Consider the following 26,685-nt stretch of genomic DNA (forward strand, 5'->3'; position numbering starts at 1 on the left):
AAACAAACGGATAGTCCGTAGCCGGTATTTTCGGTTCCCCAATAGCGATAGCGCTGGGAATTTCGTGTACGGCGGCCGATCTGATACGTTATAGGGGTGAGGGATTATTATCGATAAACGGTTATCAATCCCATAATGATTGATATTTTGGGTTCTGGAGTCCAAACTGTGTATGGGGCTCATTGCTGTGAATGCAATCAATTAACCAAAGGATTGGCGTTGCTGCTGTTGCTGGAGAGTGAAAGTTGCTCTCTCGGCGGGTGTGGTTTCGCCATGATCCGAGGACTTTTCCGTTCGGCCACTGCTCTAATCTGAGTCGCTTGAATGTCAATCGATAGCGTGCCCTCTTACGATTCCGCATCATCGCGAACCCCTGTTCCTTTGGCTGGGGGGCCGGATAGTGGTGCGTCAGAGGATTTGCTGCAGGACGTTCATGTCGATGAGGACGAGGAAGGTCTGTACGAGGATGAAGAGGAGGAAGGTGAAGAATGGTTCACCGATGAATCGGTTGCATTCGTCGCCAGTCTGCTGACGCACATGGCGATTTTGCTGGGATTGGCGTTTATCCCCATCCTTATCGAAAAAGATCCTTCGGCGGTTGTTCTGGTCAGTTCGCCTCCTGAATATGACCAAGAACGTGTCGAAGTCATCACCGACATTGCCTACAGTTTGGCTCCGAGTGAAAAAATTGGAGCGAACAGCGAAGCCGAAGCCGAGCTTTCCGAAGCCTCTGCAGAAATGTTCGCCGAAGTCGCCGAGATCCCGCAGCCGATCGATTTGCGTGAAAGCCCCATCGCGACGATCAACATTTCCAAAATGTTTCAGGAAGCGGTCGCACCGGTCGATCGTCTGAAAGAACTGAAGGGAAAGACCGGCGTCGGTGCCGTGGGAGCCGCCGGTGCGGTCGATCGTTTGACCTGGGAAATCCTCCAGTCGATGCAAGAACGGCCGACACTGGTCGTGTGGCTGTTTGATCAAAGTGGCTCTTTGCATCGCCAGCGACAAGAAATTCGTGATCGGTTCGACCGAATCTATAAAGAATTGAAGCTTGTCGAAGAAAGCGGCCACGAAGCGTTCGAACGACAGGACCCCAGTACCGCTCAGCTGGTTACCAGTATCTTTGGGTTTGGGCAAAAGGTGGAATTGCTGACTCCCGAACCGATTGTCGATCTGGCTGAAATTAAAAGTATTGTCGATAACATCCAGGTCGATTCGTCCGGGGTGGAGCAAGTCTTTACTGCCATTTACTCCGCGGCCCGTGAATACAAGGGCTTGCGTCGCCACCGCTTGGGCGTGGGGGCTCAGAGGAATGTCATGCTGGTCGTGGTCACCGACGAACGGGGCGACGATGCGGATGGGCTGAACCCAACGATCGATATCTGCCGCAAGTATGGCATGCCGGTTTACGTCATCGGAGTCCCTGCACCGTTTGGACGCGAAACAACGTTTGTAAAATATGTCGACCCCGACCCGAAGTACGACCAGTCCCCGCAGTGGGCTCAAGTCGATCAAGGGCCTGAATCGCTGTTGCCCGAACGGGTCAAGATTGGGTTCACCGGGAACTATGCCGAAGAGCCCGTCATGGATAGTGGGTTTGGACCCTTCTCGCTCACGCGGCTTTGCTACGACACCGGGGGCATCTATTTCACGGTGCACCCCAACCGGAATGTGAACCGCCGTGTGAAGGGGAGCGAGATCGAAGCGTTCTCGGCGAATATGTCCTACTTCTTTGATCCCAACACGATGGCCCCATATCGGCCAGATTACGTTTCGAAAGAGGACTACGAGCGATTGGTGCAGTCCAGTCCGATGCGTCAAGCATTGGTCGCGGCCGCTCAGTTGCCCGGCGTCGATCGATTAGAACGCCCTCAGACTCGGTTTGTGAAGCGGAGTGAAGCGGGCTTGGTTGGGGATCTGACCACTGCCCAGCAAGACGCTGCAAAGCTGGAACCGCGAATCAACCGGATGGCCGACGTTTTGCTGCGTGGCGAAGATGGACGCAACGATGAAACCAGTCCTCGCTGGCAAGCAGGTTTTGATCTGGCCCTCGGCCGGGTACTGGCATTGAAAGTGCGTACGGAGACCTACAACGCGATGCTCGCGGCTGCCAAGCGAGGCATGCCCTTTAAGGATGAGAAGAACAACACCTGGGTGATTGCCCCTGACGCTGAAATCAGCGTTGGAAGTAAATGGGAGCGACAGTCGGCTCAGGCGGTCGAACTGCTTGAACGTGTTGTTAAGGAGCATGCAGGAACCCCGTGGGCGATCCTTGCCAAGCAAGAATTGGAAACGCCTCTTGGGTGGAAGTGGAAAGAAGAGTTCACCGATTTGAACCCGCGTCCCGCTGGCGGCGGCAACAATAACAACAACAATAATCCTCCGCCGAGCGACGATAAAAAACGGATGCTCAAAAAAGCCCCCAAGCGTCCAATCCCAAAACTGTAGTTCAGCCGAGGGGTGGATGGTTTGATGATGCCGTTGTTATCTGTGTCGGTTGTGCTTTCTGCAAACGCTTTCTTTTAGTGGATGTTGGGTCTATGTTGCGTGGACTGGTGGGCGGTTTCGCCGTTTTGGCTTGTGCGGCACTCGCTTCGGGTGGGCAGTTTAATCGAATCTTAGATATCGGCGATCCAGCCCCCGAATGGTCGGCGCTGCCAGGCACCGATGGAAAGACGCATGACGCAAAATCGCTTGCGGGCGCTCCGGTGGTGGTGGTCGTTTTCACCTGCAACAGCTGCCCCTATGCCGTCGATGCGGAGGAGCGAATCGTTCAGCTGCACGCCGACTACGCGGCCAAAAACGTGGCTGTCGTAGCGATCAACGTCAACTTGGTCGAAGAGGATCGGCTGCCGGCGATGAAAGAGAAAGTTGAAGCGAACGGTTGGAAGTTCCCGTATCTGTTTGACGAAAGCCAGCAGATCGCCAAGGAATTCGGAGCCAAATACACGCCGGAGGTTTACGTTTTGGATCGTGAACGCAAAGTCGCTTACATGGGGTCCATGGACGATAGTCCAGACGGCAAGAATGTAACGAAGACCTACGTGCGAGATGCCATCGACGCAGTCCTCGAGGGCCGTGACGTCGCTACCGCCGAAACCGTTCCTGTAGGCTGCCGAATTCGAATGTCCCGCCGCCGCTAAGCGGGCAGTCGCGTCAATCGGAAACGGAGAAAGCTTGTCGCCTTTCGCGGCGCGAAAAAACGTCTTTTTGGGAGCTGCTTTCGCGGCGCGAAAGGCGACAAAAACCGTCATTTGTAAATTTCGCTTCCGCCGGTTCTGTAGGTCGTGGCGAGAGAATGTTTGGCGTTCTCTCAGTGCCCGCCTTTTTTTCGATACTTGTTTGGGTTCTCCGCTTTTCCTGTGATCTCATACAAGAACCGGCTAGGCGTGGTTGGCCGCGGTTTCCCCCAGCGGCGGCGGGTGAGCGCCATCGAAAGGGTGAGCGTTTCCTGGGCTCGGGTGACACCGACGTAACAGAGGCGTCTTTCTTCGGCGATGTCGTTCTCGCTGCCACTCTTGACGCTTCGTCCGTGGGGCAGCAGACCTTCTTCCATCCCGACCATGTAGACGACGGGGAATTCCAAGCCTTTGGCCGCATGCATCGTCAGCAGCCAGACGGCGTTCTTTTGCGCTAGCTTGTCTTTCTCGTTCCCCATTTCTCGTCCGGCGAGCACCGTTTCGGAGAGGAAACCGGCAAGGTCGGGATCTTTGTCGCGGTCCTCGTAGGCCGAAATCGCATTGACCAGTTCTTGGATCGAATTGGTTCTTGCTTCGATCTCTTCGGGTTCGTTGTAGACCCTGCGGATTTCTGCAAAGTACTGCGTCCGTTCGATCAGCGTTTGGACCGCCCCGGTCAGCGACCCCAGGGTGGCTTCTTGAACGTCTTTCAGCAGCGACCGTAGGCTGTCGACGCCACGTTGTGCGGCTGGAGGCAGGTCCGACACAGCGTCTGGATCGGCCATGATTTGCCAAGCCGGTTTACCGCCCTGAACGGCTCGTGAAATGATTTCCTGAACCGATTTGTTTCCTAAGCCGCGCGGCGGCGTATTGATAACACGCAGGAGCGAGATTTCGTCGTTGGGCTGGTCGATCCATTTCAGGTAGGCCAACAGGTCTCGGATTTCGCGACGGTCAAAGAAAGATTGGCTTCCCAGCATCACGTAGGGAACGTTCATCTTTCTTAATTCCGTTTCGAACAAACGCGGCTGTTCGTTTGTGCGGAATAGAATCGCAACGTCGCGAGGTTCGTAGCGGCCGCGATCAAGCAGTCGGGCAATTTCGCCAACGACCAATTTTGATTCCTCGGTTTCATCCTTCAGCTGCAGGATCCGAGGTCGTTGGCCGACCGCGCGGATCGGGCGAAGGGTTTTGTCGTGCCGCGTTGCATTGAATTCGATCAAGCGGTTGGCCATTTCCAGGATTTGGCCGCTCGATCGATAATTGTCTTCCAGTCGAACGACCGTTGCGTCCGGCCAGTCCTTGTTGAAATTCAGGATGTGCGTAACGTCGGCGCCGCGCCAGCCATAGATCGATTGATCGTCATCCCCGACGACGCACAGGTTGCGGTGGGATTCCGACAGGCACTTAATGATCCGGTATTGGCTGCCGTTGGTGTCTTGGTATTCGTCGACCAAGATATGGTCGTATTTGCTGGATTCTTCTTTGCGGACTTCCTCGTCCTCTTGGAGAAGCATTTCGGTGTGGACCAGCAGGTCATCAAAATCCATCGCTCCGCACGAGCGGAGGCCATCCTGGTAGCGGCGGTAGGCGCTCGCAGCCAAGTGTTCTTTGTCGGTTTCGGCGACCGATCCAGCATCGGCGGGGAGGATGGATTGATTTTTCCAGCCACCAATAATCGACAGCAGGTCTCCCGGTTTCAGGGCGGTTCCTGGTAGCCGCAAATCGCGCAATACCGCACGCGCGAGCGATTCTTGATCACTTCGGTCATAAATTGCGAATTTAGCGGGAAAGCCAATCCGTTTGGCGTGCCGGCGCAGAATGCGAACGCACTGCGAATGGAACGTGCCAATCGTCGGTTTGGGGCTTTTGTCCGCCTTCCCTTTGCTGGAACGCTTTTTGGGGCCGATCAACTCGGTGACCCGCTCCTGCATTTCCCCAGCGGCTTTGTTGGTGAAAGTCACCGCCAAAATTCGGTCGGGGGAGGTTCCATGGCGGATCAGGTTGGCAATCCGGAAGGTCACCACGCGGGTCTTGCCCGTGCCAGCGCCTGCCAGAACCAACATTGGTCCTTTGAGTGTTTCGACGGCCTGTTTTTGGGCCGGATTCAGTCCATGCGTCATGGTCGCGAATGGTAGCGACCAAAAGTCAAATCGAGAAGCGGAGGGTTCTCAATTGGGGGCGAAATGCCGCTCCCCAAAGGTGATTAAGCCGCCGATTCGGTCAACTGCAGGGCGTCAAGCAGGTTTTCGAAACGCTCATCTGCCGCACGACGACGTTGTAGTCGTTCGTTGACGTCCCAACTGGACCGGATGGCCAGGACCCGAGCGGCGATTTCGATGTCCGATAAAACCGTCTCATTTTGAGAGCGACGGTTCGAATTTGCGACGCGGTTGGTTGTGTTCTGAGTCTGAGTTTGAACTGGGGCGTTTTCAATAGCAGTTGACATCGTGGTTTCTCCTGAAAGCGAAACATTGGTGACGCTTGGGCCGGGAGACTGTTTATAAGCCATCTCCGTAGGGCTTCGCTGGCCAACCTATGACCAGCTTTGAATCGTTCACCGCGAAGGTTGGTGATTCAATGATTGACTCTTAAGGCAATCATCGTGCCAATTACACTTATTGACGCAATCGACATAAAGAAGTTCGCCGGAAGAACCGTCAAATTGGTAAGAAACGTAGGAAAACGTGCCGAATTTTTTTGCAGGTCGGCTGATTCACGTTTTAAAAACGCAATGGTCAGTGATCGGTCGGCCAACATTTCGTTTCAAAATCTTGCAAGGTTTGCAACCGACCACCAGGAAGTTCGGTGATCTGGAGGCCTTCGTCGACCAAGGAAATGCAGGAAATTAGCTGTTTCAGGTCTTCCCGGAAGCAGTTTGCATGCAAGTGCACAAATTGCAATTGTTGCCCATTGTCGTACAACATGCCGGTAATCTGCCGTTGTAGCAGGCCGTCGATCATCCAGACAAAATATCCATCCAGTTCCAGGTCCAGCTTCGGTAATTCGGCCAGCCGGTCTGCGGAAGCTTCGAAACTGAGCTGAAGCGGGGTTCCGCTGGCTCCGGTGATTTGGATTTCAAATTTAGCTAAGCTCAAAGCAATCGGTCTCAAATGAAAAAAACGGAACGGGCGGCCCATATTCAGGAGCAATTGGCGGAACGGTATCCGGATCCTCCTATCCCCCTAGATCATACCGATCCCTTTACGCTTTTGGTGGCCGTCCTGTTAAGTGCCCAGTGTACCGACAAGAAAGTCAACGAAATCACCCCCGCTCTGTTCCGTGCCGGAGGGACGCCGGAGGCAATGTCTAAATTAGGGGTGGAGGCGATTCTGGAGATCATCCGCCCGCTTGGCTTGGCACCACAAAAGGCAAAAGCGATCGATGGTCTTTCCAGACGTTTGATCGATGTGTACGACAGTCAGGTCCCCGATAGTTTTGAAGCGTTAGAATCGTTGCCAGGGGTTGGGCACAAAACGGCAAGTGTGGTGATGGCCCAAGCCTTCGGCCATCCGGCTTTTCCGGTCGATACGCACATCCATCGTTTGGCTCAGCGGTGGGGTTTGACCGATGGCCGTAGCGTCAAACAAACCGAGCAGGATTTGAAACGTCTTTTTCCGCGAGAATCGTGGAACGAACTGCATTTGCAAATCATTTTTTACGGCCGTGAATTTTGTACCGCTCGCGGCTGCGACGGCACCAAGTGCCCGCTCTGTCGTGAACTGTACCCGCGCCGCCGAAGTCCGGTGGTGCATCGAAAAGCGTAAGACACTGTAAAGCGTAAGACATCGTTATGAACAAGCCTGCAGTTACTCCGAATCAGATCGCCTTTCGGTCGCTCCTGTTTCATTGGCGAATCTCGTTTGCAATCGCGATGGGCGTTGCTGTGGCGACGGCCGTCATCACGGGAGCCCTACTGGTGGGCGATTCCATGCGCGGGAGTCTGCGTGGGTTGACCGAGCAGCGGCTGGGACACGTGGCGTACACCCTGTTTCCTGGAGGGTTCTTTTCGCCGGCGGACTGGCTAGCGGAGGAAACCGATGTGACTCCGGTCGGGATTGTCTATTTTCCGCGCGGCGTGGTCGAATTTAGTCCGGATCAGGACGCCACCGGATCGGTCCGTAGGGCCGGTGGCGTTCAGGTGATCGCGACCGATGCCGATTTTTGGGATCTTGATACAAGTGGTGTACGTCCCAAGCAGATGCCGGATGAACAGAGTGTGGTTCTGAATCAAGCGGCGGCGATCGAGTTGGGAGTTCAGATTGGGGACGAGGTGACCGTCCGGTTACCCAAAGAGCAAGCCGTCCCGGCAGACAGTCCGCTTGGAAATAACGCGGCCGAGTCCGAAGGGCTGCCACGTATGAAGGTGGTGGACATCGTCCCCACTGTAGGGCTGGGCCGATTCTCGCTGACCGCTAGCCAAGTCGAACCACAGAACGTTTATCTATCGCGTGAATTGGTCGCCGACGTCCTCGCCCGTGAAGGACAGGTCAACGGACTGCTTATCGGAGCAACGAACAGCCCTCGTGATCTGGCGGCGGCGACCGACGTTGCCAAACGCTTGCAGGAGGATCTGCATCCGACGTTGGCCGATTTCGGATTGCAGCTGGAACAGGTACAGCAAGAATTTGATGGCGAACCGGTTATTGATTATTTCAGTCTGAGCAGCGATCGCTTGTTGATTTCCGATTCGATTCGAGCCATCGTGAGCGACCACTTGGGGGCCGAGAACGTCCATCCTGTGATGACTTACCTCGCCAACCGGATCGAGAAGATCGAACCGGACGGGCAGCTAACAGGACTTGTGCCTTACAGCACTTTGACGGGGATCGATTCGCTTCCCGATCTGCCGCTGGATTTTAACATTCCCGATTCGGCTGCAGCGGTCCCACCGGCAGTGGAGTCGGCTTCCGGCACACCTGCCGCTTGGACGGTCGAGGGTTTGAACCTTGATAGTCCTGCGGTCCCAATCGTTCTTAACGACTGGGCTGCAGATCGATTAAAGGCGAAGCCAGGCGATTCGGTGTTGGTCTCTTATTTTGAACCGGAAACCCAGCAAAGCCGCGAAGTCAAACGCCAGTTTCGGGGCATCGTCGCATCGATCGTTCCGATTGCGACTCCCGCCAAACCCTTTCGACGAAAGCGGCCCGCGATCTACGACGTTCGCCCGACTGTCTACAACGACCCGTTGCTGACTCCAACGGTTCCTGGGGTTACCGATCAAGAGAGTATCTCGGCTTGGAACGTTCCGTTTGAACTGGAGGATACGGTCGAAAAGGAAGACGACGAGTATTGGAACAACTATCGTCTAACGCCCAAGGCCTTCCTTCCGCTGAGTGATGCAGAGCGGCTGTTTGGTAGTCGTTTTGGCCAGACAACCAGTCTCCGTATCGATCGCAGCGTGGCGGTCGATCGAGAAGCATTGGTTGCCAGTTTGGACTCGGCCCTGCGGACCCATCAGGCCGATTTAGGGTTTGTGGTGCAGCCGATTCGAGCGACTCAACTGATCGCGTCAAAAGGGACGACTCCATTCGATGTGCTGTTCTTGTCGCTCAGCATGTTTGTGATTTTTGCCGCGTTGTTGTTGATTGCTTTGCTGGTTCGTCTGGGATTGTTGGGGCGTGCTAAAGAGTATGGGACGTTATTGGCAGGCGGTTGGACCAGCAAGTCGGCGGCCGGTTTGGTAACACGCGAAGGCTTGCTGGCTGCGGTCCCCGGAGCGATTTGCGGAGTTGTTTTGGGAGGGGCCTACGCGTGGGGAGTTTTATGGGCGCTGCGTACCCTGTGGGTCGGTGCGGTGACCGTTCCGTTCCTGCAGTTTCACTGGTCCTGGCTTAGTTTGCTGGGAGGTATGTTGGCAGGCATTGTGATGGCGGGAGTGACGATTCGCTGGACCGCTCGACAGCTAGGGAAAACGCCTCCGCGGATTTTGCTTGCCGGACAGTTTGGGGAATCGACGCAACCTGGAATCGGAGGTGCGTCCAGCTGGCTGAAACCGTTGGCTGGTGGGTTGGTCTTGGTCAGTCTGGTTCTTGGTGGGGTGGCAAGTCAATTGTCGGGACAGGGGCAGGCAGGAGCCTTTGTCGCAGCCGGGATGTTGCTGTTGATTGGGCTGTTGATGTGGATTCATGCATGGTTGCAGATTCCGGCAGCCGCGCGTCGATCGCGGCTTGGAGCGACCGATTCTTTGTGGAAACTAGCCGTGGGGAACGCGCGGCGGAATCCGCTGCGGAGTACGTTGACGATCGGCTTGATGGCTTCGGCCTGTTTCTTAATCCTGTCGATGAGTGCCTTTCAGTTGGCGCCGACGGACCGCGGGGTCGGCGGGTTTGATTTGATCGGGCAAACGGCTCAGCCCTTCTATCGCGATTTGAATGCGACGGAGGTTCGCGCTGAAATGTTTGGCGACCGGAGCTCCCTGCTGGACGATTCGGTATTGGTTGCCGCACGGATGCGATTGGGGCAGGATGCCAGTTGCAATAATCTGTATCAGGCGGCTCAGCCAACCGTTTTGGGGTTCCCCGATCGACTTGCTGCTTTGTACGAAAAGAACGAATTGACTCCCTTTGCATGGGGGGCCACCGCGCCGGTTGACGGCACCAAATCTCCGTGGCGGAACCTAGCCCAGGCGGCCACGGGGACCGCGGACGATCCGGTGCCGATGGTGCTTGACCAGAACACCGCGATGTGGGCCCTGCAGATGTATGGCGGCGTGGGCGGAGAACGCGGCTTTGTATTTGATGATGGGAAGGAACGCTACTTTAAAGTGGTCGGTCTGCTAACCAATTCAATGCTTCAGGGAGTTGTCATCATTGGCGAAGGCAACTTTAAAACCCTTTTCCCCGAGATCAGTGGTAACCAATATTTCTTGGTGCAAACGCCCGCTGAAAAGCGAGAGGCGGTCGCGGAACTGTTGGAAGATCGCCTGGGCGATGTCGGGATGGATGTTACCGATACTCGCGTGCGGTTAAGTCAGCTATTGGCCGTTCAGAATACCTACCTACGGACATTTCAAAGTCTAGGAGCCCTCGGGTTATTGCTCGGGTCGATTGGATTGGCAATCGCGCAGCTGCGTAGCGTGTTGGAGCGACGAGGCGAATTGGCGGTGATGCGAGCGCTTGGTTTTACTCGACAGCGAATTTCCCGCTGCGTTCTGCTGGAACACGCGGCCTTGTTAATCGCTGGAATCGGCTGTGGTTCGGTGGCTGCTTTGCTGGCCGTTATCCCCTATGCCCTCATCGGTCGGGCTCAGGTTCCGATTGTCGAACCATTGCTATGGATTGCGAGCGTGATGATCGTCGGTATGCTGGCGGGCGTTTTCGTGCTGTCACGTGTCTCGCGGATGCCTCTGGTAGCCGCGCTGCGCTCCCAATAACTGTCTTGTTGTCCTATGTCGAATTCTACGTTGTTGCTTGAGCTTGATCAGGTCACGGTTAACCGTGGCGAAGTCCGGATTCTGGACTCGGTCTCCGCTCAGATCCCGTTGGGCCGACATACGGCGATTCTGGGACCAAATGGTTCTGGAAAAACGTCTTTGCTGAAGTTGTTGATGCGGCAGTTCTATCCATCGATTACCGATAGCCACGCCGGCCAGGTCCGTATTTTGGGGCGATCCGATTGGCATATCGACGACCTGCGGAAACAGTTGGGGATCGTCAGCAATGAACTGGACCACACCTTTGCGTCGGGGCGTTCTGGCAGGATGACCGCCTTGGAAGCGACGTTATCTGGTTTTTCTGGAGTCCAGCTGAAACGCCATCTGAAATACGATGGCGAATCGGCCGTCGACTTAGCGCATGAAGCGCTCCGCCAAGTGGGGGCACAGCGTCTAACGGAGCGGACTTTGGAAACCATGTCGACCGGGGAACGTCGGCGGGTCTTGATTGCACGTGCTTTGGTGCATTCACCAAAGGCGTTGATTCTTGACGAACCAACGACCGGTTTAGATATCGCCGCTAGGACCGCATTGTTAGAACAGTTGGAAAAACTGGCGGAGGGGGGAACCACCCTGCTGCTGGTGACTCACCACCTGGAAGAAATCATTCCAGCGATTGAACACGTGATGTTACTGGGCAACGGCCGCGTTGAAATGGAAGGGCAACGGGGTGAGGTGTTGACCGACGAACCGCTAAGCAAGCTGTTCGGTTTGCCTTTGCATGTGGTTCGCGAAGGGGAGTATCTATTCGCTCGTCCCGGTGATCAAGAACGTCGGGTTTAGGGCCTCGAATCGAGTCCGATCAAGCTGGTCGTGACCGCGGGCAATATTGATCATCCGGACTTCGGGTTTCAATCCTGCGGCGCTGATTTGTTGTTGAACGGCAAGCAGGTTGTCGGGGCTGGAGACATTGATAACGATGCGTCCCTGTTCCCCCAAGTGCTGGATGGCGTCCCGAACCAAATCGGGGACCATACGCCCACTTCCGCCGACAAAGATCGCGTCGGGGATTGGTAGGTCGGCCCACGCTTCGGGGGCCTGCCCGTGAATGGGGACAAGGTTTGGGCATTCGAATCGAGCGGCGTTTTCGACCATCAGGCCGTAATCTTCTGCATCCATTTCGATTGCGTAAACTTTGCCAAGATGAGCCAAACCGGCTGCCTCAATCGCAAGGGCTCCGCTCCCTGCACCGACGTCCCACAGGGTGCTTTCTGGCATCAGATCTAATTCTGCCAACGCGATGCAGCGAACTTCCGCGGGGGTTATCAGCCCTCGCTTCGGGCGAGACTGCAGAAACATGTCGTCGGGGTTTCCGAATCGACGACGGCGTTCGCTTCCACTGGGGCGATCGGCTGCGCCCCGTTTACGGACAAGCACCATGACGTTTAACGGAGCAAACGTCTGCCCTTTCAGGTCGCCCAGTTCGGCTTGGGTTACCGTTTCGGCCGGGGTTCCAAGGTTTTCGCAGACGTACGCGGTGAAGTAATTGATCCGTCGATCAAGGAGCGCTTCAGCGACGACCGCGGGAGTGATTTCGTCGGTGGTAAACAGTCCAGCTCGCTCGGAGGTCCGGATGGTATCGACCACGCGGTCGAGAGGCTGTGTGGCGAGGTTGGACAGGTAGGCATCGTCCCAGCTTTCCATGACTCGCGCGAAAGCGAGTTGCATGGTGCTGACATGGGGAAGCACTTCAAAGCGATCCTTGCCCAGTTTTTCGCACAGAAAATTTGCGATTCCGTAAAACAGTGGGTCGCCTGACGCCAACAGTACTGCTCGGCGGTTTCCGACTTTCTCGACCGCCGCACACAGTTCGTCCAGGTCGCTGCCGATTTCGATCCGTTCAGAAGGCCCGATTTCAAAACGTTTGAGCAGGCTAGCGTTGCCAAGCAGCAACTCGGCTTGCTCGATTTGATGGCAAGCGTGTTGAGTCAGGCCGTTTTGTCCATCATCGCCGATACCGATGATCTGAATCCGAGGTGCTGATTCCAATGTTTCAATCCTATGGACGCCAACTGAGGATAAATCGCAAACGCAAAGTGGAATTGTGACGCCTAACATGGGGGTTTGGCAACGGGGACCAAGCTGGATGCCAAGCCGTTTGCAAAACAACGCCCCGGCGGCGCGGATTCAAACATTAGGGCAATCCATAGGGGGAATAGGTGCTTCAGCCGGTCTGCTAGGGAACCACGGAGCGTAGAAAGGGGGCTGGCCTGATGAAAATCATTTCATGTGCAAGGCTGAGCAGATGACGACGGGGCAGCTCGTCATGAAGCTGGTTCGCCGGTGCGGTGAATTGCGAAAGCTAAATTGGAAAAATTAAAATGCAAAATGGCTGTCTCTGCTCCGCAGCGGAGGCGACCTGCAAAATGTTTGACCTTGGTTGGCCCTCTTCGTTTGGCTAGCAATGACTCGACCGCCTGTTTGCTACGTTCCGCTGCCTAATCTTGCTCGTTTGAGACCTTCTCTTGAGTTTTTTGCGGGGTTTTGTTAATCCACAGTCCCTGAGGACTGTTTGCATGGATGCGACTTCGACGACCGAACCTTTTCCATTTCAATCGCCGGTGAACCCGACGGATGGTGAAGGTTCGATGGTGCGCGAAACGCGCCGGGAAATCGCTACGATTGTCCGTGAAACGGCTCAGCTAGCACGTCAGGAAATCGCTGCGGAATCCTTTTTTCGGACGCTTTGCGAGCGGGTGGGTCGTGCGATGGCGGCCGAAGGGGTCGTGGTCTGGCGACGTCATGAAGCGACCTTCCAAGTCGTCGCCCGCATCGGCAAAATCACCGATCAAAGCATCGACTGCAGCCAAGAAGCCTGCCACCAAAAAATGCTTGAAGAGGTGGTTCAGGGAGACCAGCCGGTCGTGGTCCCCTCCTCTCCCGAGGCGACCGATCCCTCGTTCCCTTCAAATCCTACGCTGGTTCCCGTTGCGGTGGTCCCGATCATCGAATCGGATACACGCTCGCCTGAGTACGTTCTGGAAGTCTTTCTGGAAGGTGACGGAGGCCCCGCATCGCAGCGAGGTTATCTGCGGTTTGCGGCTCAGATGGCCGATTTGGCCGGCGACTATTTGCGGCTGGATCGAATTCGTAAATCCGAACAGCAGGCGATCCGCTGGCAAGCCATTTCCGCGGCGCTGCCCGAATTGCATCGTTCGCTGGATCCCGATTTAACGGCGGCCAGGGTGGTCGATGCCGCCAGTGAACTTTTTGGCATCGACCGGGTTAGTTTATGTCAGGTTTCCGGAAACCGAGCCGACCTGATCGCCGTTAGCCATCTTGATGATTTTGATTCTCGGACGCCCGAGGCAGCCGAGATCTGTCGCTTGGCCATTCTTGGAAATGACGCACGCGACCGTTTTGGAAAAGAGTCCGCGCCTACCGAAACAGCGGAGGCTTCGGAAGCGGGGGCGGAGTCGCCTTTGAAATGCGAAGAGGTGATCGTCGTCGGTACGACCGAACGTTATCGCTTGGTTTTTCAGAATCGCATCCTTCGCGACTCCGATTCGTCGCGTTCCCAGGACGTGGCCCATTTTGCGGAGCATGCTGCAACCGCCCTCGAAAATGCCGAAACGTTTTGCCGTGTCCCCTGGGCTCGGACGGTCGCTTCGCTGCTGCCCGCTCGCGGTGGCAGGGGCCGCTCGCGAAGGGGGATGTTCGCATTGATCGTGCTGGCCTGTTTGGTTGCGGTCATCGCGTGTATGCCGGTCCCGATGAAGGTGACGGGGCGAGCCGAATTGTCAGCGGTGGGAACGCAGTTCTTGTATGCTCCCGCCGCGGGAACGATCAGCGAAGTCTTTGTGCAGCATGGGCAAGCGGTGCACGTCGGCGACCCTCTGATGCAGATGGTCGATCGAACATTGGACGAGCAAGCCGAGGTTCTGCTGGGACAGCAAGCGGTGCTGATCGAAAGAACCGCGGAATTGAGTGGGCAACTGATGAACGGGACGTCTCGCCGACGCGAGGACCAAACTCGCTCGCAATCCGAACAGAAGGTGATCGCACAGCAGTTGGATTCACTTGATCGTCAGTTGGCGATGCTGGCCGCGCAACGCGAACGGTTGACAATCCGCAGTGACCGCGAGGGGATCGTCGATGGCTGGCGTCTGAAACGAAATATGGAAGGACGCCCTGTCAAAGCGGGAGAACCGCTGTTGGCGGTCATCCAGCCTGAACAGGGCTGGTTGGTCGAGGCGTTCATTCCTCAGTCGCGGCTCGATCATTTTTTGACTCAGGTCGATTCCGTTTCGGTGGTGCCGTCCCAAGATCCGGAAGTTGCCATTGCGACCACGGACGACGAGCTAAACGATTTGTTCTCGGGCGTCTCCGAACGGCCGATGCTGAAAGCTCAGGTTGTTTTGCAGTCTCATCCGCAGTTGGCTTTTACGGCTCAGTTGGTGGACGTTGGCCCGGCAATCGTGCAGCAAGCTGATACCGGCCCGGTCTCGCGTGCTCTCTTTGAACTTTCGTCCGAAGGTTTGCCTGCGATTCAGACCGGCAGTCCGGCTACCGTTTCGATCGATTGTGGTCGCCGGCCGCTTGCGTACGTCGCCTTTCAGGATTTCATTCGAACCTTTCGAGGAGCCGTTGGGCTGTACTTATGAGCAAACCACTTATCCTTCGGTCTTCGCTGTTTGTGCTGCTGTGCCTTCTTCACATGATTCAGGGCGGTGGGACCATGTTCGGGCAGGTCCCGGCAGAAAACGGTGTCCCCGTCGAAGATTGTGTCGTCCGGTTCGCGGAAGAGGTGAATGTGCCGGCTGTTGAAACCGGTATTTTGGAATCGGTTGTCGCGAAATTGAACCAGACGATTGCCGCAGGCGATTTGTTGGCACAGCAGAAATCGGATCAAGTGGATCTGCAGTTGAGGATCGCGACGCTGCAGAAAAAGGCGGCTGAAGAAAGACTGTCCGATGACCTGGAACTGCAGTACGCGCGAACCGCTCAAGCGGAGGCAGAGGCGGAACTGGCATCGCATCGGGCGATCTACGAAGAAACCGCTGGGGCCGTAAGCCGGAACTCCATTCGTAAATTGGAACTTGCTGTCAAACGTACCGAGCTGCAGGTGCAGCAAGAACAGAAACGTCGGCGATTGGCTCAGGTTGAATTGGACCTTCGGCAAGCGGATATCCAGAAACTGGAACTCAATGCGGAACGCTTAAAGGTACACAGTCCGCTTCCGGGCGTCGTCTCGGAGGTCTTTCGGAGATCGGGCGAATGGGCTACCGCGGGCGATCCAATCGTCCGAATCGCCAGGCTCGATCGCCTGCACGCTCATTGCCTGCTAACGGTCGATAAACTGTCACCGCGTCGATGTTATGGCCAGCCGGTGACGGTTCGCTGGCAAGATCCCGAAGGAGAGCGTGAACTGCGCGGACGGGTGATTTCCGTGGATCCCGAACTTCTGACGTTGGGACGCTATCGTTTGCACGTCGAAATTGAAAACGTCCGCGACGGACAGCATTGGCGATTGCTGCCCGGTACCGAGGTCCAGATGACGGTGCATCCCAGTGCGGCGGTTGCCAACCCAATGATCGGTGGCGGAAACCTGCAAGGATTACGTTTTCAGGAAAGGCGGTAAAGATGTCATCGCCAGCCACACCGGTTTCGCGCCGTTCGTCAGCCCAGACGCCTGTCGTCCGCAAAGACGTTGTCCGCTTGCGAGCCCCGCAATCAAGCCAGCGACAGGTGTTGGTTTGGGATCCGCTGGCGAAAACGTTTACGCGTGTCGATCGGGAGCAGTGGGAATCTTTATCGCACGGAGGAACCGGCAACGACCCCGAGGTGATGGCAGCGCTCGATTCGGCTGGCTTGCTCCGTTCTCGGGCGAATGGGAATGCTCCGAACGGAAGCCGCAAAAAAGGAGCGGGCGGATTGGGGCAACTGTTTTCGATTCGCTTGCCCGGTCTTGAATCGGCTGGATTGGCAGGCTGGTTGGCGGACCGGAGCGGTTGGCTGTTTTCTCCGCTGGCGATTCTGCTGTGGATGATGTGGATCGCTGCGGTCGCTTTGGCGGTGCCGATCTACTGGGGACGGTTCCAAGCCAATCTGCCCGGTTTGCAAGAGTTCTTTTCAAGCGGAAACGCCCTGTTGTTAATGGGGACGATGGTTGTCACCAAGGCGATTCACGAACTTGCCCATGCAACGGCTTGCTCCCGGTTGGGGGCCCGTCCCGGCCAGATTGGAATCTTGCTGTTGTGCGGGGCACCCTGTCCCTACTGTGATGTAACCGATAGCTGGCGTTTGCCCTCCATGGTTCATCGAGCCGCAATCATGCTGGCCGGAGTCTATGTCGAATGGATCATCGCTTCCTTGGCGATGGTCGTCTGGTGGTGGAGTGACGCTGGCCTGCTGCATTTTGCGGCGTTGAATGTTGTGGTTGTCTGTGGGGTTAGTAGCCTGCTGTTTAATCTGAATCCATTGATGCGATACGATGGCTATTACGTGCTTTCCGATCTATGTGACAGTTCCAATCTTCGTGTGGAAGCATCGGAAGCTTTTTCAAGAGTGGTGATGCGACGCTTGGCCGGTCCCGGTTACCGCGCCGCTGTCGAAAACGGGATCCGCGAATGGTGGTTGTCGGCATACCATTTAGGTGCGGTCGTTTACCGGACCATGATTGTGCTGGTGATCGCCTACTGGTTGGTTGGGATTGCCGATGCGATTTCGCTGCGGCCCCTTGGCGTTTCGTTGGCCAGCGTGATGTTGTTGGCAATTCCCCTGAATGCCGGTAAGCGGATGTGGGGCACGGTGCGCGGAGCGGGTAAGTGGAGAAACGTCGCTAACGGGCGACGGTTAGCATTGGTTGCGGTTGCCTTGGGATTGGGGATCGCGCTGCTTGCCTGGCCCTTGCCCGACTCCTTCACCGCAAAAGGGACCGTCGACGTTACGGAAGCGGTTCCGGTTTTCCTTCCCGATCGTGGGCAGATCGCCGAAGTCGGATTTGATTACGGCGATCGTGTTTCCAAGGGAGAAACGCTGGTTCGATTGAACAATCCGCAATTGAACCTGCAAGCCCGCCAAGTGACCGGACAGTGGCAAACCATGCAGATTCAAACGGTTCAGTTGCGACGACGAGCGATTGAGCAAACCGAATTGTTGACGCAGTGGGACCAGCAGCAAGCGGCCCTGAAAAGTCTCGACGAACGAAATCAAGCGATGGCAAAAAGGATCGATGCCCTGCAGGTGGTTGCACCGTGCGACGGGGTGTTGTTGCCCGTCTTGGAAACCGATCAAGCCGCCCTGCCGGGATTGTGGGCGGACGAGATTACCCAAAAGCGGGCCGAAAGGTCTTTGCACTGGAGTAAAGGGGCCTGGGCGATGGACGCCGGGTATTGGTGCCGAATCGGTGATCCGAACGCTAGAGAAGTGGTGCTGGAAATCGACGCCGATCAGCGGTCTCGTGTGCGGATTGGCGATCGGTTAATGGTTCGGTGTGATCAATCGCCTGAGCAAATTCTTCGCTTGCAGGTCGATTCCATTTCGACACAGAACCGATCCTCTCATTCGGCGACCGGAACTCAGACGCAGTTTCAGGTATCCTGTCGACTACCCAATGATCGGGATATTCGTTGGCAAATGGGGGCGGGAGTGACCGCAAAGCTGCAAACCCCACCTCGTTCTATCTTTAATCGACTGCAAAAACATCTGAGTACCTTTCTGTATGGTGAACGATACGAAACCTGATTGGCTGCAGACCGTTTCCGCTCCCCACCCAAGTCGTCAGCCTCTGGATCGTTTCGAAAGAGATTGCCAGTTAACCATGACGCGTCGTAGCGGTCCTGGTGGGCAGCATCGAAACAAGACGTCAACGGCTATCGTGCTGGTGCATCAACCCACCCAGGTATCCGGAGAAGCCTCCGAGAGCCGCAGTCAAGCAAAGAACCGGAGCGTCGCAGTCCAGCGGTTGCGATTGAATCTGGCGGTGGTTATCCGCTGTCTGGAAAGTGACGAAGAGGCGGACATCGAACTGCGAAAAAAACACGCAGGAAGAAGCGTCTGGGTTGCCGAGCAGAATCCGCAGCGACCCGCGGTCATTTCATTGGTGCTGGATGATATGGTTCGGTATCAAGGCGATCTGCAGCAGGTTGCGAAGGAGTGGAGGACAACCGCCAGCCAGCTATTAAAACTGCTGCGAAGCGAAACGCCGGCGATCGATTACATGAATCGCCTGCGAGCCTTTTACGAATTGCGCCCGCTGCGGTAGGTGTCGGGCGAAAAGGGGATGTGGTCAATCAAATGCGATTTCATCGTTTCCCATGCATTGCCAGCCGGTTCGGTGCAATGGCACGTAGTCGAGTCTCTCCGAGACTCGTGCTTGTTAAGCTCTCCGCCTCGGAGAGGCGGAGCTACGAGGGTCGTGCTTTGTAAGCTCTCCGCCTCGGAGAGGCGGAGCTACGAGGGTCGTGCTTTGTAAGCTCTCCGCCTCGGAGAGGCGGAGCTACGAGGGTCGTGCGATTTACAAATGAAGAAAGTCTGGCTCCCCTCGCCCTCAAAACAAGCTCGCCTAAAACAGGTTTGATACTGGATCAACGGTTCGCCAGCTAATTCAATTAAGAACGATTCAAAAGCTTGTTTTGGGGGAGAGGGGCTGGGGGAGAGGGGCCGACAGCGTTGGGCAAGGCGTGGCATAATCGCATGAAATCCGAGGCATTCACCGCGTCTTCGCTGCAAAATCGCCGCCTGGAAATCTCCCCCTCTCCCCCAGCCCCTCTCCCCCAAGCAAGCTCCACTAAATCAAAAAAAGAGGCAGAGATCACGCAATGAGCTAGCAGAGATTTCTTCCGCCCCAAAGAGCTCGCTTGGGGGCGAGGGGAGCCAGACTTTCTTCATTTGTAAATCGCACGTCCCGAGAGGCGGAGCTACGAGTGTCGAGCTACGAGGGGCGAGCGTGTGCGCGCCTGGTCCGCTGAAGCTGTGAATCCTTTTGCGTCGCCCGTCGCTCCATGAAAGGCGACACTTGCCAAACTGGTCGACGTTGTTCTAAAAACCGCGGACTTTGACGAACCCTGAGATGGCTACGATCACGGCGGCTAGGAGGACCAGGACTTTAAGCCAGAACGCTCGGTTGCGGCGAATCGATTCTAGTTTCGGCGAGCGGCCTACTAAGGCGGAGGCGATGAAGAAGACGACTAGGGCTAGGATCATCTTGGTGCCGACCAGCCCGTGGTAGAGCCCGTCCCCTTTGTGATTGGGGATGGCTTGCATGTAGTTGTACAAACCGCTGACTAGGAACAAGAGGATTCCGATGTGGACAAATCGCTTCCAGCGTCCTGTGATCGCTTGGGCGAATTTTTGCCGTGGTCCGTCTTCCAGCGTAGTGGTTGCTGGCAGCAATACAAAAGCTGTGAAAATGCTTCCTCCGACCAGCGTGATTGCGGTCGCGACGTGAACAATGCGGGAAAGAACGTCTAATGAAAATTGAGGATCCACGTTGATTCTGCCGGTTACCGAGAGGGACAAAAAAGGGTTGCTTTATCATCCCACAAAGAGGCCGTTCCTTCCAGTAGCGACTATCGCATCGACTTGGCACGCTGGATGAACTGGTTGTTCGTTTCCGTCCAAAATGAGTGCCAGGCTGAGCTCATCCACTGATTGTGCGGATACTCCTCCTTTGCCCATTTTTCCCATGCCAAGTCTCGTTGGAGCTGTCCCTGAGGGCTAAGGTCGTGAAGCGTTGTGTAGCATGTGTGCATATAGTGTTCGAGAAATCGATGGGTCCGCAAGCGTTCGATTCCTAACACATGTTTGGGAGTCTGCATGGAAAAATTGAAGTTGTCTTTCGGCCCCGCTTGATAATCTTCTTCGATGAGTTGCCAGGTTCGAAGGATTGCAGCACGGCGAACGGATTGTCGTTCGTCGGAGGAGGCCAGACGATCCCGGAACGACTGTAGGTCTTTCTCGCTGAGGTTTTGAGAGGCGTTTGGTCCACTTAATTCCCGCGCCAGAATGAATTCGATTTCGTCCGCGTTCGCGCAGGCGGGCATTAATTGACTTGCTCGTTGGCGAGCGATAACAAGGAAACAAGCTTCCATCGTGTCATGGTAGTGAGCCTTTAGCGTAGGAGAGAGCTTCCGCCATGATCCATCGGGATTCAGCGTGAACTGAAACAGGGAGTTATAACTGTAGCCAGGATTTAAGTTGTTAATCCATACGGCATCCTCATTCTCAATGATTTGATGCAATGGTTCGGATCGCATTCCTTGTGTTGCCTGCTGAAAACCTCCAACGACGTACGTGTTGCCAGCTGGGGGCAGCGTTTGAACTTGGGCCGCCATTTGAGCTTCCCACTGCGGCAGGGCGGCGGGCATCGTAATCCACCGCATGCCAAAGAATCCGCCAAAGCAAATCAACAGACCGCCGGCGATCCAGCCGAGTGACCGCCCGTAGTACCCCCAGGTTCGGTTCCCTTCCGTCCAGCGTCGAGTCAGACGGAGCGTGGCTAGCCACCAAGTCAGCACAGCGATGGCTCCAAGCAGATGAATACTGTATCGGTAGCCATAGATAGAGAGCAGGAAGCCAGTGAGGAACATGGCGATTCCCAAGCTGACGGGGGCCAATAGAATCGCAATGATCGGACGTTGCACACTCAATGCCGTCAGTTGCCCGATCACAAAGCCAGCGATCTGTACGCTGACAAGGGCGAAAAAGATTGGCAGGTACTCTCCGGGTCTGAACGTTTGACTTAAGCTCAAAACAAGCACGGCGGTCCAGGCGATCAGGATGCCCAGTAGTACCAGAGGAAAAAACTGCCGAGTCCACCAGATTCGCCAGATGGGAATGCCCCGGTCAGCGAAGAACCGATAGCGTCCCTTGGTGTTGTCGGTAATGAAGGCCGAAACCCCTAAGAGGAGCGCAGCGGCAACCGTTCCGATCGCAAACAACGGAGAGTAGCTGCCGTTTGGTGAAATGCCGTTTGGAAGAAGAGTCAGGGTCGCTAGAAAAACGATTGCACCCGCGGTCAGCGTATAGGGCAGTGATTGCCGAACCTGCTGCCAGATCATCGCGATCCGTGGGTCGGGTGGAAAAGGGGGGACGATGTCCGCAGGGTAGTAAGCCCGCATCACCGGCATCGGTTTGGCTTCTTTCCAGGGACGTCTCTTGGTCCAAGGGTGCATCCAGGTTCGCCGCGCCAGCCATGCCGAAACGGCAAAGCAAATCAGACTGAAGACGGCCAGTGGGAGTTCTGAGTACCTGGTGGTCGATATAGAACTGCCGCCGATTCTGCTGGCAAAGACATCGATCGCTATCGAAATGAATGCCATGCAGGGGACCAGGCAAAGCAGGGCGGGTACGGCGTGCCGGATCCACCACGCCAAACAAAAACCAAGGGCCAGCATGGCGAGCGAAAACGTCAGGAAGTAGACGGGTTGGTTATTGAATTCCAGTACGCCGCCAGGGCGGAACGAACTGGAAAGGGCATAATAGGCCGCTAGGCTTGCACACCATGTCAGGACCAATCCGGCCAAAGCGACAAACCACTTCGTTAGAAATGACAGGGACCACGTTATCGGCAACGTACGCGACCAAGCGAGCGTTCCGGTGTCCTGTTCATGGCCAATCAGCATTGCCGGAGCCCCCAACGCAAACAGGTTGGGAAGAACAATCGCGACGATGCCGTAAGGGGTGTCATAGTTGTTTGGGTTGTCAAGCATCGCGGTAATTAGGAAGAGAATGCTTCCTAGCCCCATGGCTCCGATAAATAAGGGAGCGATTTGACACGATTCTTTCCAGAGCAAAGCGAGCAGCGGAGAGGGAGGACGGATCATGATTTTCTCACGTTTTAGAAAAGCACCAAGCAATCGTCAGATTTCAGTTCACGACCGAGGCGTGGTAACATTCGTGACGGAACAAACGATAAAACAACGCTTACGTTCCAGTCGACGCTTCGGCGGGAATCGGCTGGGAATCGCCTCGGGTGCAAGCGATGAAAATCTCTTCCAACGTCGGGGTGCGGATTTCCACGTTTTGGACTCCAGAGGTGTTCCGCAGGACTTGCAAGCTGTCGGGATCCAAGCGATGGACAACCAATTGACGCTGACGTCCGTTTGCCGTTTGGTTCAAGATCCGGCCGTTTGGCATCGGGAATTCGACCAGCGGGTCGGTCAGGCTGATCAGCACCTGCTGCGTCGCCTCTTTTAATTCTTGCAGCGGTTCGACCAGCGTGATCACGCCGTCTCGCATGATCGCAATCCAGTCGGCGACCCGTTCGACTTCGTCAATTTGATGGCTGGATAACAACACCGTCCGGCCCGTTGCCGCTCGATCGACCATCGATTCAAGGAATTGGCGACGGACCAGTGGATCCAGGCCACTGGTCGGTTCATCCAGGATCAGCAGGTCCGGTTCATGGGCAACCGCCAATGCCAGGGCAACCTTGGCACGTTGCCCCTTGCTCATGTGACGGATCTTACGCCCAGCAGGGACTTCGAATTGCCGGAGCAGTTGTTCGTAGCGAGCCTGAAAACCTGGAGGGTAAAACGAGGCGGTAAACCAGCCGATTCGTTCGGGCGTCATCCAGTCATAAAGGGCCGGGGCGTCGGAGACGTATCCGATGCGGCGGCGGATTTCCAAGCTTTGGGCTCGGCAATCCATCCCCAGGATCTGAGCTTCGCCGGAATCGGCTTCGAGGAATCCGGTCAGGATTCGGATCAATGTTGTTTTGCCCGCTCCGTTTTCTCCTAGCAACGCAAAGACAACGCCTGGAGGAACTTCCAAGTTCACGCCGCGAAGAGCGTCACAGCCCCGGAAGCCTTTTTTGACTTGCGATACGGATATCACTGCATTCATCGGTACGTACTCCGTAAACCAAAAAGAGTGGGGTTAAGCCAAAGCGGATAGTGCTTTTTCAAACATGGTGGTCACCTCTTCGCGACTTAAACCGGCATGGAGGCATTCTTCAAGGACTGCGTTCAAACGAACGGACAGCAGTTCGTGACGGGCTTTCGTGCACCGATTCACTGCATCGGGGCGGACGACCAAGCCTCTGCCACGCAGCGGTTCCAAGACCTGTTCCGCTTGAAGCTGCGCGTAGGCCTTGGAGATCGTGTTTGGGTTGATCGCCAATTCCTGAGCCAAATTCCGCACGCTGGGAAGCATCTGGCCAGCGACCAAAACCTTGTCGGCGACGGCAAATTTGACCTGTCGAACAAGCTGCTCGTAGATCGGAACCCCGTTGGACGGGTCGATGGAAAAGTACATTACACACAAACCTCAAATCGGGTTCGATACCTGAGTGACACTCGTCAAACGACAGGTGTCATGCATGAATAGTACAGTAGTTCGGTTGCCGGTCAAGACAATTCTGGAAAAGAACTTTGAAGGGGGAACGGGCGAGTGGTGGCGGCGAGTGTTCTGGTGCAAGTCGTTTCTTAGCGGTACGGCGCAAGCCGTCCGGCCACTGCTTTGGAAATCGCGCGTACTTGCCGGTCGGCTCGCGCCGATCCGCTAAGAACAAGGGGGCGATGCATCACCGGTTGTTACCGGTCGCATCAACTTACCGATACGCGCTGGCGAATTTTATTGACGCCACAGCCAGTTTTTGAATCCTGCACTTACCTCGGTTGGGTGTGTGTAGGCAACGCTTGCGACTAGCAACAGCAGCAGCATTCCGACGAAGAGCATGCCTGCGCCTCCGTACCGTTGGACGGTCGGCGCCGACTTCATTTCGAATCGCAGCCCGCCCAATAGCTCGGCCCAAAATTGCGGGGTTAGGTCTCTTTCGAATGCGACGACCTGCGAGGTGTCGAAGTGTCGGTGCCCGTCGATGCGGAGACGGATACCAAGTGTCGGCAGCCAAACTTGGCGCTGCCGTGAATCCTGTTGGGCTTTGGCATCCAGTCGCAGGGCGGCTTTAAACAGCGGCTCCACGACTTCGGGGGCGGAGGCTCCGTAGACAATCAAGCGGGGCTGGATCGTCACCACGATCAGCAGAACTAGGAGGGCGTAGAACAGGATCATCGCCAGCCAGACAGCCGGTCCAAAGAGCGCGGCTGCAGCTCCTGGAAAGAATAATTCTACGGGGCCGACGGCCAGCATCCCAGCAAGTGCCATCGCAAGGGCGACTAGGTCTCGTCCACCGCTGGTGACCAGTGGCGGGAAGAACAGCCGGATCGTGCCTAGCAATAACAGATAGGCGGCTAGCGGAAGGAGCGCTAGAACAATCGCAAAGGGCTCAAACCACATAATGAATAGCAGCGGGAGGGAGGGGGGGAATTGGCTTTGAGCAGTTTACTGCGGTTCTTCTTCAGGCGAATCCCCTCCAGCCGTGCTGGCTGGTTCGAGCGTTGCGTCTTGTTCCGAAGGGGCGGGAGTGAGCATAAGACTTTCTTCTTCTTCGGCAGGATCTCCCTCATCGGAAACGGCGGTGGCTTCGACGCGAGGAACAAAACGCTGCGGCGCGGGGCGGCTTTGTTGGTAGGCAAGCAGGGCGGCGCCAATCAATAGTAGAATCAGCAGGAACCCCAGTAGAAAATTGCCATGGTTTTGGTCCCACCGACTAGTATCTGGTGAATTCAGGGGGGCTGAAGACATGGGAAAAGCTCATGAAAGCTGAGGAAAAGGCCTGGAATCGGTTGAATAGAATCACCTCTGGAGGACGATTGTCGGGGATTAACTGGCGGAATTCAATACTCGCCCCGCCGCTTGGGGGAGTGTGATGAAACGGGGAGCATTGGTTTTCCCGGATAGGGGCGCAGAATGCTCGCGAAAGTTCAGTCTGATTGACACTGTTGCAAACCCTTTCACACTATGGTTTGTAGTGTTTTATCGGTGTTCACGCTCAGCCCCCTGTTCGCAGCAAACACTCGATTCCAAAATTTGACGAAGCACCCGCAGTAACTTCAACTTTTTAAGGAAATGAACCAATGGCCAAAAAACGCCAAGGCCCAAATAAATCAGAAGCGATTCGAACCTTCTATGAGAACAATCCGAATGCTAAACCTCGCGCAGTCGTGGAAGCTTTGGCGGCCGAAGGGCTGGAAGTAAGCGCTCAGTTCGTCAGCACGATTCGCTCTAAGCAATTGGCAACGGGAGGCAAAACGACCAAGCGTGCTGGACGGCCAAAGAAGGTTGCCACCAAGCGAGTCACCAAGCGTGCTTCGAAGCGTGGCCGGCCTGCGAAATCCGTAATCCCCGCTGCCGGGACCGCTCAGTTGTCGCTGGACGAACTGCTGAAAGCAAAAGAACTGATCGAAGAGATGGGCGGAATCGAGCGAGCTCGAGCGTCGCTCGATGCCCTCGATCAACTGTCTAGCTAAACGGTTTGGCGGAACCGAATGGGAGTGCTTCCAATGGTCTTGATCCTTTGAAGGTCCTCGGGGCGTCAATCGATGGTCAGCAAATGCAGGTTCGTTTTCAAGACGGATCGGTTGCTTTTGATGATTTGAAGTTGGCGGTTTCGCCGGGAGAATTTGTCGCCATCGCGGGGCCAAGTGGCTGCGGCAAAACGACATTGCTTCGTTGCCTGGCGGGTCTGCAAGACCTGACCTCCGGCACGTTGCAGTTGGAGCCGGCGGTGGAGCCTCGACGTGGTGGGTTGGGATTTGTGTTCCAGGGGGCAGCGTTGATGCCCTGGAGATCGGCTTGGCAGAATGTGGCTTTGCCGCTGGAACTGTTGCAGGGGACGCAGCGGCCGACGGCGAATGAACGGAAGCGAATCGCCTCGGAGTGGCTGTTAAAGGTTGGGCTGCAGCCAGAGGATTTCGAGAAGCGGCCGGATCAGTTGTCCGGTGGCATGCAGATGAGGGTCTCCATTGCCCGAGCTCTGGTAACCGAACCGACGGTCCTCTTGTTGGACGAACCATTCGCTGCGCTTGATGACATGCTTCGGCAGCGACTGGGGCAGATGCTACAACAGATTTGGATGGAACAAGGGCGGACGGTTGTCTTGGTCACGCACAACTTGCAAGAAGCCGTCACCCTTTCGCAGCGTGTGGTGGTGATGAATCGTGGCGGCGTTGTGGGGCAAGTCGCTGTCGATTCGAAGTATCCTCGCAAACCCGAAGTCTTCCGGAGCGAACATCATCTCGCATGTGTTGCGGAAATTTCAGGATTGTTGGAGGAGACTTCGTAAGC

Annotated in this window: 22 protein-coding genes; 12 read left to right on the forward strand and 10 right to left on the reverse strand. The window is 55.8% G+C overall.

What is annotated here, in order from left to right; all coding sequences use genetic code 11:
* The first annotated feature begins 324 nt into the window (after window positions 1-324).
* On the forward strand, window positions 325-2,445 hold the full coding sequence (locus FF011L_RS06050) for a vWA domain-containing protein (RefSeq protein WP_145350772.1): 2,121 nt from the start codon (window positions 325-327) through the stop codon (window positions 2,443-2,445).
* Window positions 2,446-2,537: 92 nt separating this feature from the next.
* Window positions 2,538-3,140, forward strand: a complete 603-nt coding sequence (locus FF011L_RS06055; protein ID WP_145350773.1) for a thioredoxin family protein — start codon at window positions 2,538-2,540, stop codon at window positions 3,138-3,140.
* Window positions 3,141-3,310: 170 nt separating this feature from the next.
* On the opposite strand, the gene FF011L_RS06060 is transcribed toward FF011L_RS06055, so the two are convergent.
* The 3 genes from FF011L_RS06060 to FF011L_RS06070 all read right to left on the reverse strand — a co-directional run bounded on the left by FF011L_RS06060 (window position 3,311) and on the right by FF011L_RS06070 (window position 6,274).
* The gene (locus tag FF011L_RS06060) at window positions 3,311-5,299 is read right to left on the reverse strand and encodes an ATP-dependent helicase (RefSeq protein WP_145350774.1); all 1,989 of its coding nucleotides are present in this window, start codon (window positions 5,297-5,299) and stop codon (window positions 3,311-3,313) included.
* Window positions 5,300-5,382: 83 nt separating this feature from the next.
* On the reverse strand, window positions 5,383-5,625 hold the full coding sequence (locus FF011L_RS06065; protein WP_145350775.1) for a hypothetical protein: 243 nt from the start codon (window positions 5,623-5,625) through the stop codon (window positions 5,383-5,385).
* Window positions 5,626-5,914: 289 nt separating this feature from the next.
* A complete protein-coding gene (locus FF011L_RS06070) occupies window positions 5,915-6,274 on the reverse strand; it encodes a hypothetical protein (RefSeq protein ID WP_145350776.1) in 360 nt (119 codons plus the stop codon).
* Window positions 6,275-6,289: 15 nt separating this feature from the next.
* Between FF011L_RS06070 and nth the strand changes: the two genes are divergently transcribed.
* Genes nth through FF011L_RS06085 form a run of 3 tightly spaced genes read left to right on the forward strand, consistent with a single transcriptional unit; the run spans window position 6,290 to window position 11,394 of the window.
* Window positions 6,290-6,943, forward strand: a complete 654-nt coding sequence (nth, locus tag FF011L_RS06075) for an endonuclease III (protein ID WP_145350777.1) — start codon at window positions 6,290-6,292, stop codon at window positions 6,941-6,943.
* 26 nt (window positions 6,944-6,969) lie between these two features.
* Complete coding sequence (locus FF011L_RS06080; protein ID WP_145350778.1) at window positions 6,970-10,551, forward strand: FtsX-like permease family protein; 3,582 nt, start codon at window positions 6,970-6,972, stop codon at window positions 10,549-10,551.
* A 15-nt stretch (window positions 10,552-10,566) separates the two neighbouring features.
* Entirely contained in the window at window positions 10,567-11,394 is an 828-nt protein-coding gene (locus tag FF011L_RS06085; protein WP_145350779.1) for an ABC transporter ATP-binding protein, read from the forward strand.
* Here FF011L_RS06085 and cbiE read toward each other — a convergent pair.
* The gene (gene cbiE, locus FF011L_RS06090; RefSeq protein ID WP_246109766.1) at window positions 11,356-12,600 is read right to left on the reverse strand and encodes a precorrin-6y C5,15-methyltransferase (decarboxylating) subunit CbiE; all 1,245 of its coding nucleotides are present in this window, start codon (window positions 12,598-12,600) and stop codon (window positions 11,356-11,358) included. The two genes, FF011L_RS06085 and cbiE, sit on opposite strands and share 39 nt — an antisense overlap.
* Window positions 12,601-13,127: 527 nt before the next feature.
* On the opposite strand from cbiE, the gene FF011L_RS06095 reads away from it, so the two are divergent.
* Genes FF011L_RS06095 through FF011L_RS06110 form a run of 4 tightly spaced genes read left to right on the forward strand, consistent with a single transcriptional unit; the run spans window position 13,128 to window position 18,817 of the window.
* Window positions 13,128-15,215, forward strand: a complete 2,088-nt coding sequence (locus tag FF011L_RS06095; protein WP_145350781.1) for an efflux RND transporter periplasmic adaptor subunit — start codon at window positions 13,128-13,130, stop codon at window positions 15,213-15,215.
* The gene (locus tag FF011L_RS06100; protein ID WP_145350782.1) at window positions 15,212-16,192 is read left to right on the forward strand and encodes an HlyD family secretion protein; all 981 of its coding nucleotides are present in this window, start codon (window positions 15,212-15,214) and stop codon (window positions 16,190-16,192) included. The genes FF011L_RS06095 and FF011L_RS06100 overlap by 4 nt, the downstream gene beginning before the upstream one ends.
* Window positions 16,193-16,194: 2 nt before the next feature.
* Window positions 16,195-18,297: an efflux RND transporter periplasmic adaptor subunit gene (locus FF011L_RS06105; RefSeq protein ID WP_145350783.1), complete on the forward strand. Its 2,103-nt coding sequence runs from the start codon at window positions 16,195-16,197 to the stop codon at window positions 18,295-18,297.
* Complete coding sequence (locus tag FF011L_RS06110) at window positions 18,275-18,817, forward strand: peptide chain release factor family protein (protein ID WP_145350784.1); 543 nt, start codon at window positions 18,275-18,277, stop codon at window positions 18,815-18,817. Before FF011L_RS06105 ends, FF011L_RS06110 begins: the two co-directional genes overlap by 23 nt.
* A gap of 776 nt (window positions 18,818-19,593) precedes the next feature.
* Here FF011L_RS06110 and FF011L_RS06115 read toward each other — a convergent pair.
* The 4 genes from FF011L_RS06115 to FF011L_RS06130 form a co-directional block, all read right to left on the reverse strand.
* Window positions 19,594-20,043 (reverse strand): hypothetical protein, encoded by a 450-nt coding sequence (locus tag FF011L_RS06115; protein ID WP_145350785.1) that lies wholly within the window; start codon window positions 20,041-20,043, stop codon window positions 19,594-19,596.
* An 80-nt stretch (window positions 20,044-20,123) separates the two neighbouring features.
* Window positions 20,124-22,379 (reverse strand): hypothetical protein, encoded by a 2,256-nt coding sequence (locus FF011L_RS06120; protein ID WP_145350786.1) that lies wholly within the window; start codon window positions 22,377-22,379, stop codon window positions 20,124-20,126.
* Window positions 22,380-22,479: 100 nt separating this feature from the next.
* A complete protein-coding gene (locus tag FF011L_RS06125) occupies window positions 22,480-23,400 on the reverse strand; it encodes an ABC transporter ATP-binding protein (protein ID WP_145350787.1) in 921 nt (306 codons plus the stop codon).
* Between the two features lie 33 nt (window positions 23,401-23,433).
* Window positions 23,434-23,811: a GntR family transcriptional regulator gene (locus FF011L_RS06130; RefSeq protein WP_145350788.1), complete on the reverse strand. Its 378-nt coding sequence runs from the start codon at window positions 23,809-23,811 to the stop codon at window positions 23,434-23,436.
* Between the two features lie 64 nt (window positions 23,812-23,875).
* On the opposite strand from FF011L_RS06130, the gene FF011L_RS06135 reads away from it, so the two are divergent.
* Window positions 23,876-24,061 carry a hypothetical protein gene (locus FF011L_RS06135; protein WP_145350789.1) on the forward strand — a complete coding sequence of 62 codons (186 nt, stop codon included), beginning with the start codon at window positions 23,876-23,878 and terminating at the stop codon, window positions 24,059-24,061.
* A gap of 68 nt (window positions 24,062-24,129) precedes the next feature.
* Here FF011L_RS06135 and FF011L_RS06140 read toward each other — a convergent pair whose 3' ends face one another.
* Together FF011L_RS06140 and FF011L_RS06145 are read right to left on the reverse strand one after the other, a co-directional pair.
* Window positions 24,130-24,795, reverse strand: a complete 666-nt coding sequence (locus FF011L_RS06140) for a hypothetical protein (RefSeq protein WP_145350790.1) — start codon at window positions 24,793-24,795, stop codon at window positions 24,130-24,132.
* Window positions 24,796-24,840: 45 nt separating this feature from the next.
* A complete protein-coding gene (locus FF011L_RS06145) occupies window positions 24,841-25,143 on the reverse strand; it encodes a hypothetical protein (RefSeq protein ID WP_145350791.1) in 303 nt (100 codons plus the stop codon).
* Between the two features lie 332 nt (window positions 25,144-25,475).
* On the opposite strand from FF011L_RS06145, the gene FF011L_RS06150 reads away from it, so the two are divergent.
* Entirely contained in the window at window positions 25,476-25,868 is a 393-nt protein-coding gene (locus FF011L_RS06150) for a hypothetical protein (protein ID WP_145350792.1), read from the forward strand.
* A gap of 5 nt (window positions 25,869-25,873) precedes the next feature.
* Window positions 25,874-26,683, forward strand: coding sequence for an ABC transporter ATP-binding protein (locus FF011L_RS06155; RefSeq protein ID WP_145350793.1), 810 nt, complete (start codon window positions 25,874-25,876; stop codon window positions 26,681-26,683).
* Window positions 26,684-26,685 lie beyond the last annotated feature (2 nt).

Origin of the sequence: Roseimaritima multifibrata, assembly GCF_007741495.1 — a bacterium.
Lineage (GTDB): Bacteria > Planctomycetota > Planctomycetia > Pirellulales > Pirellulaceae > Roseimaritima > Roseimaritima multifibrata.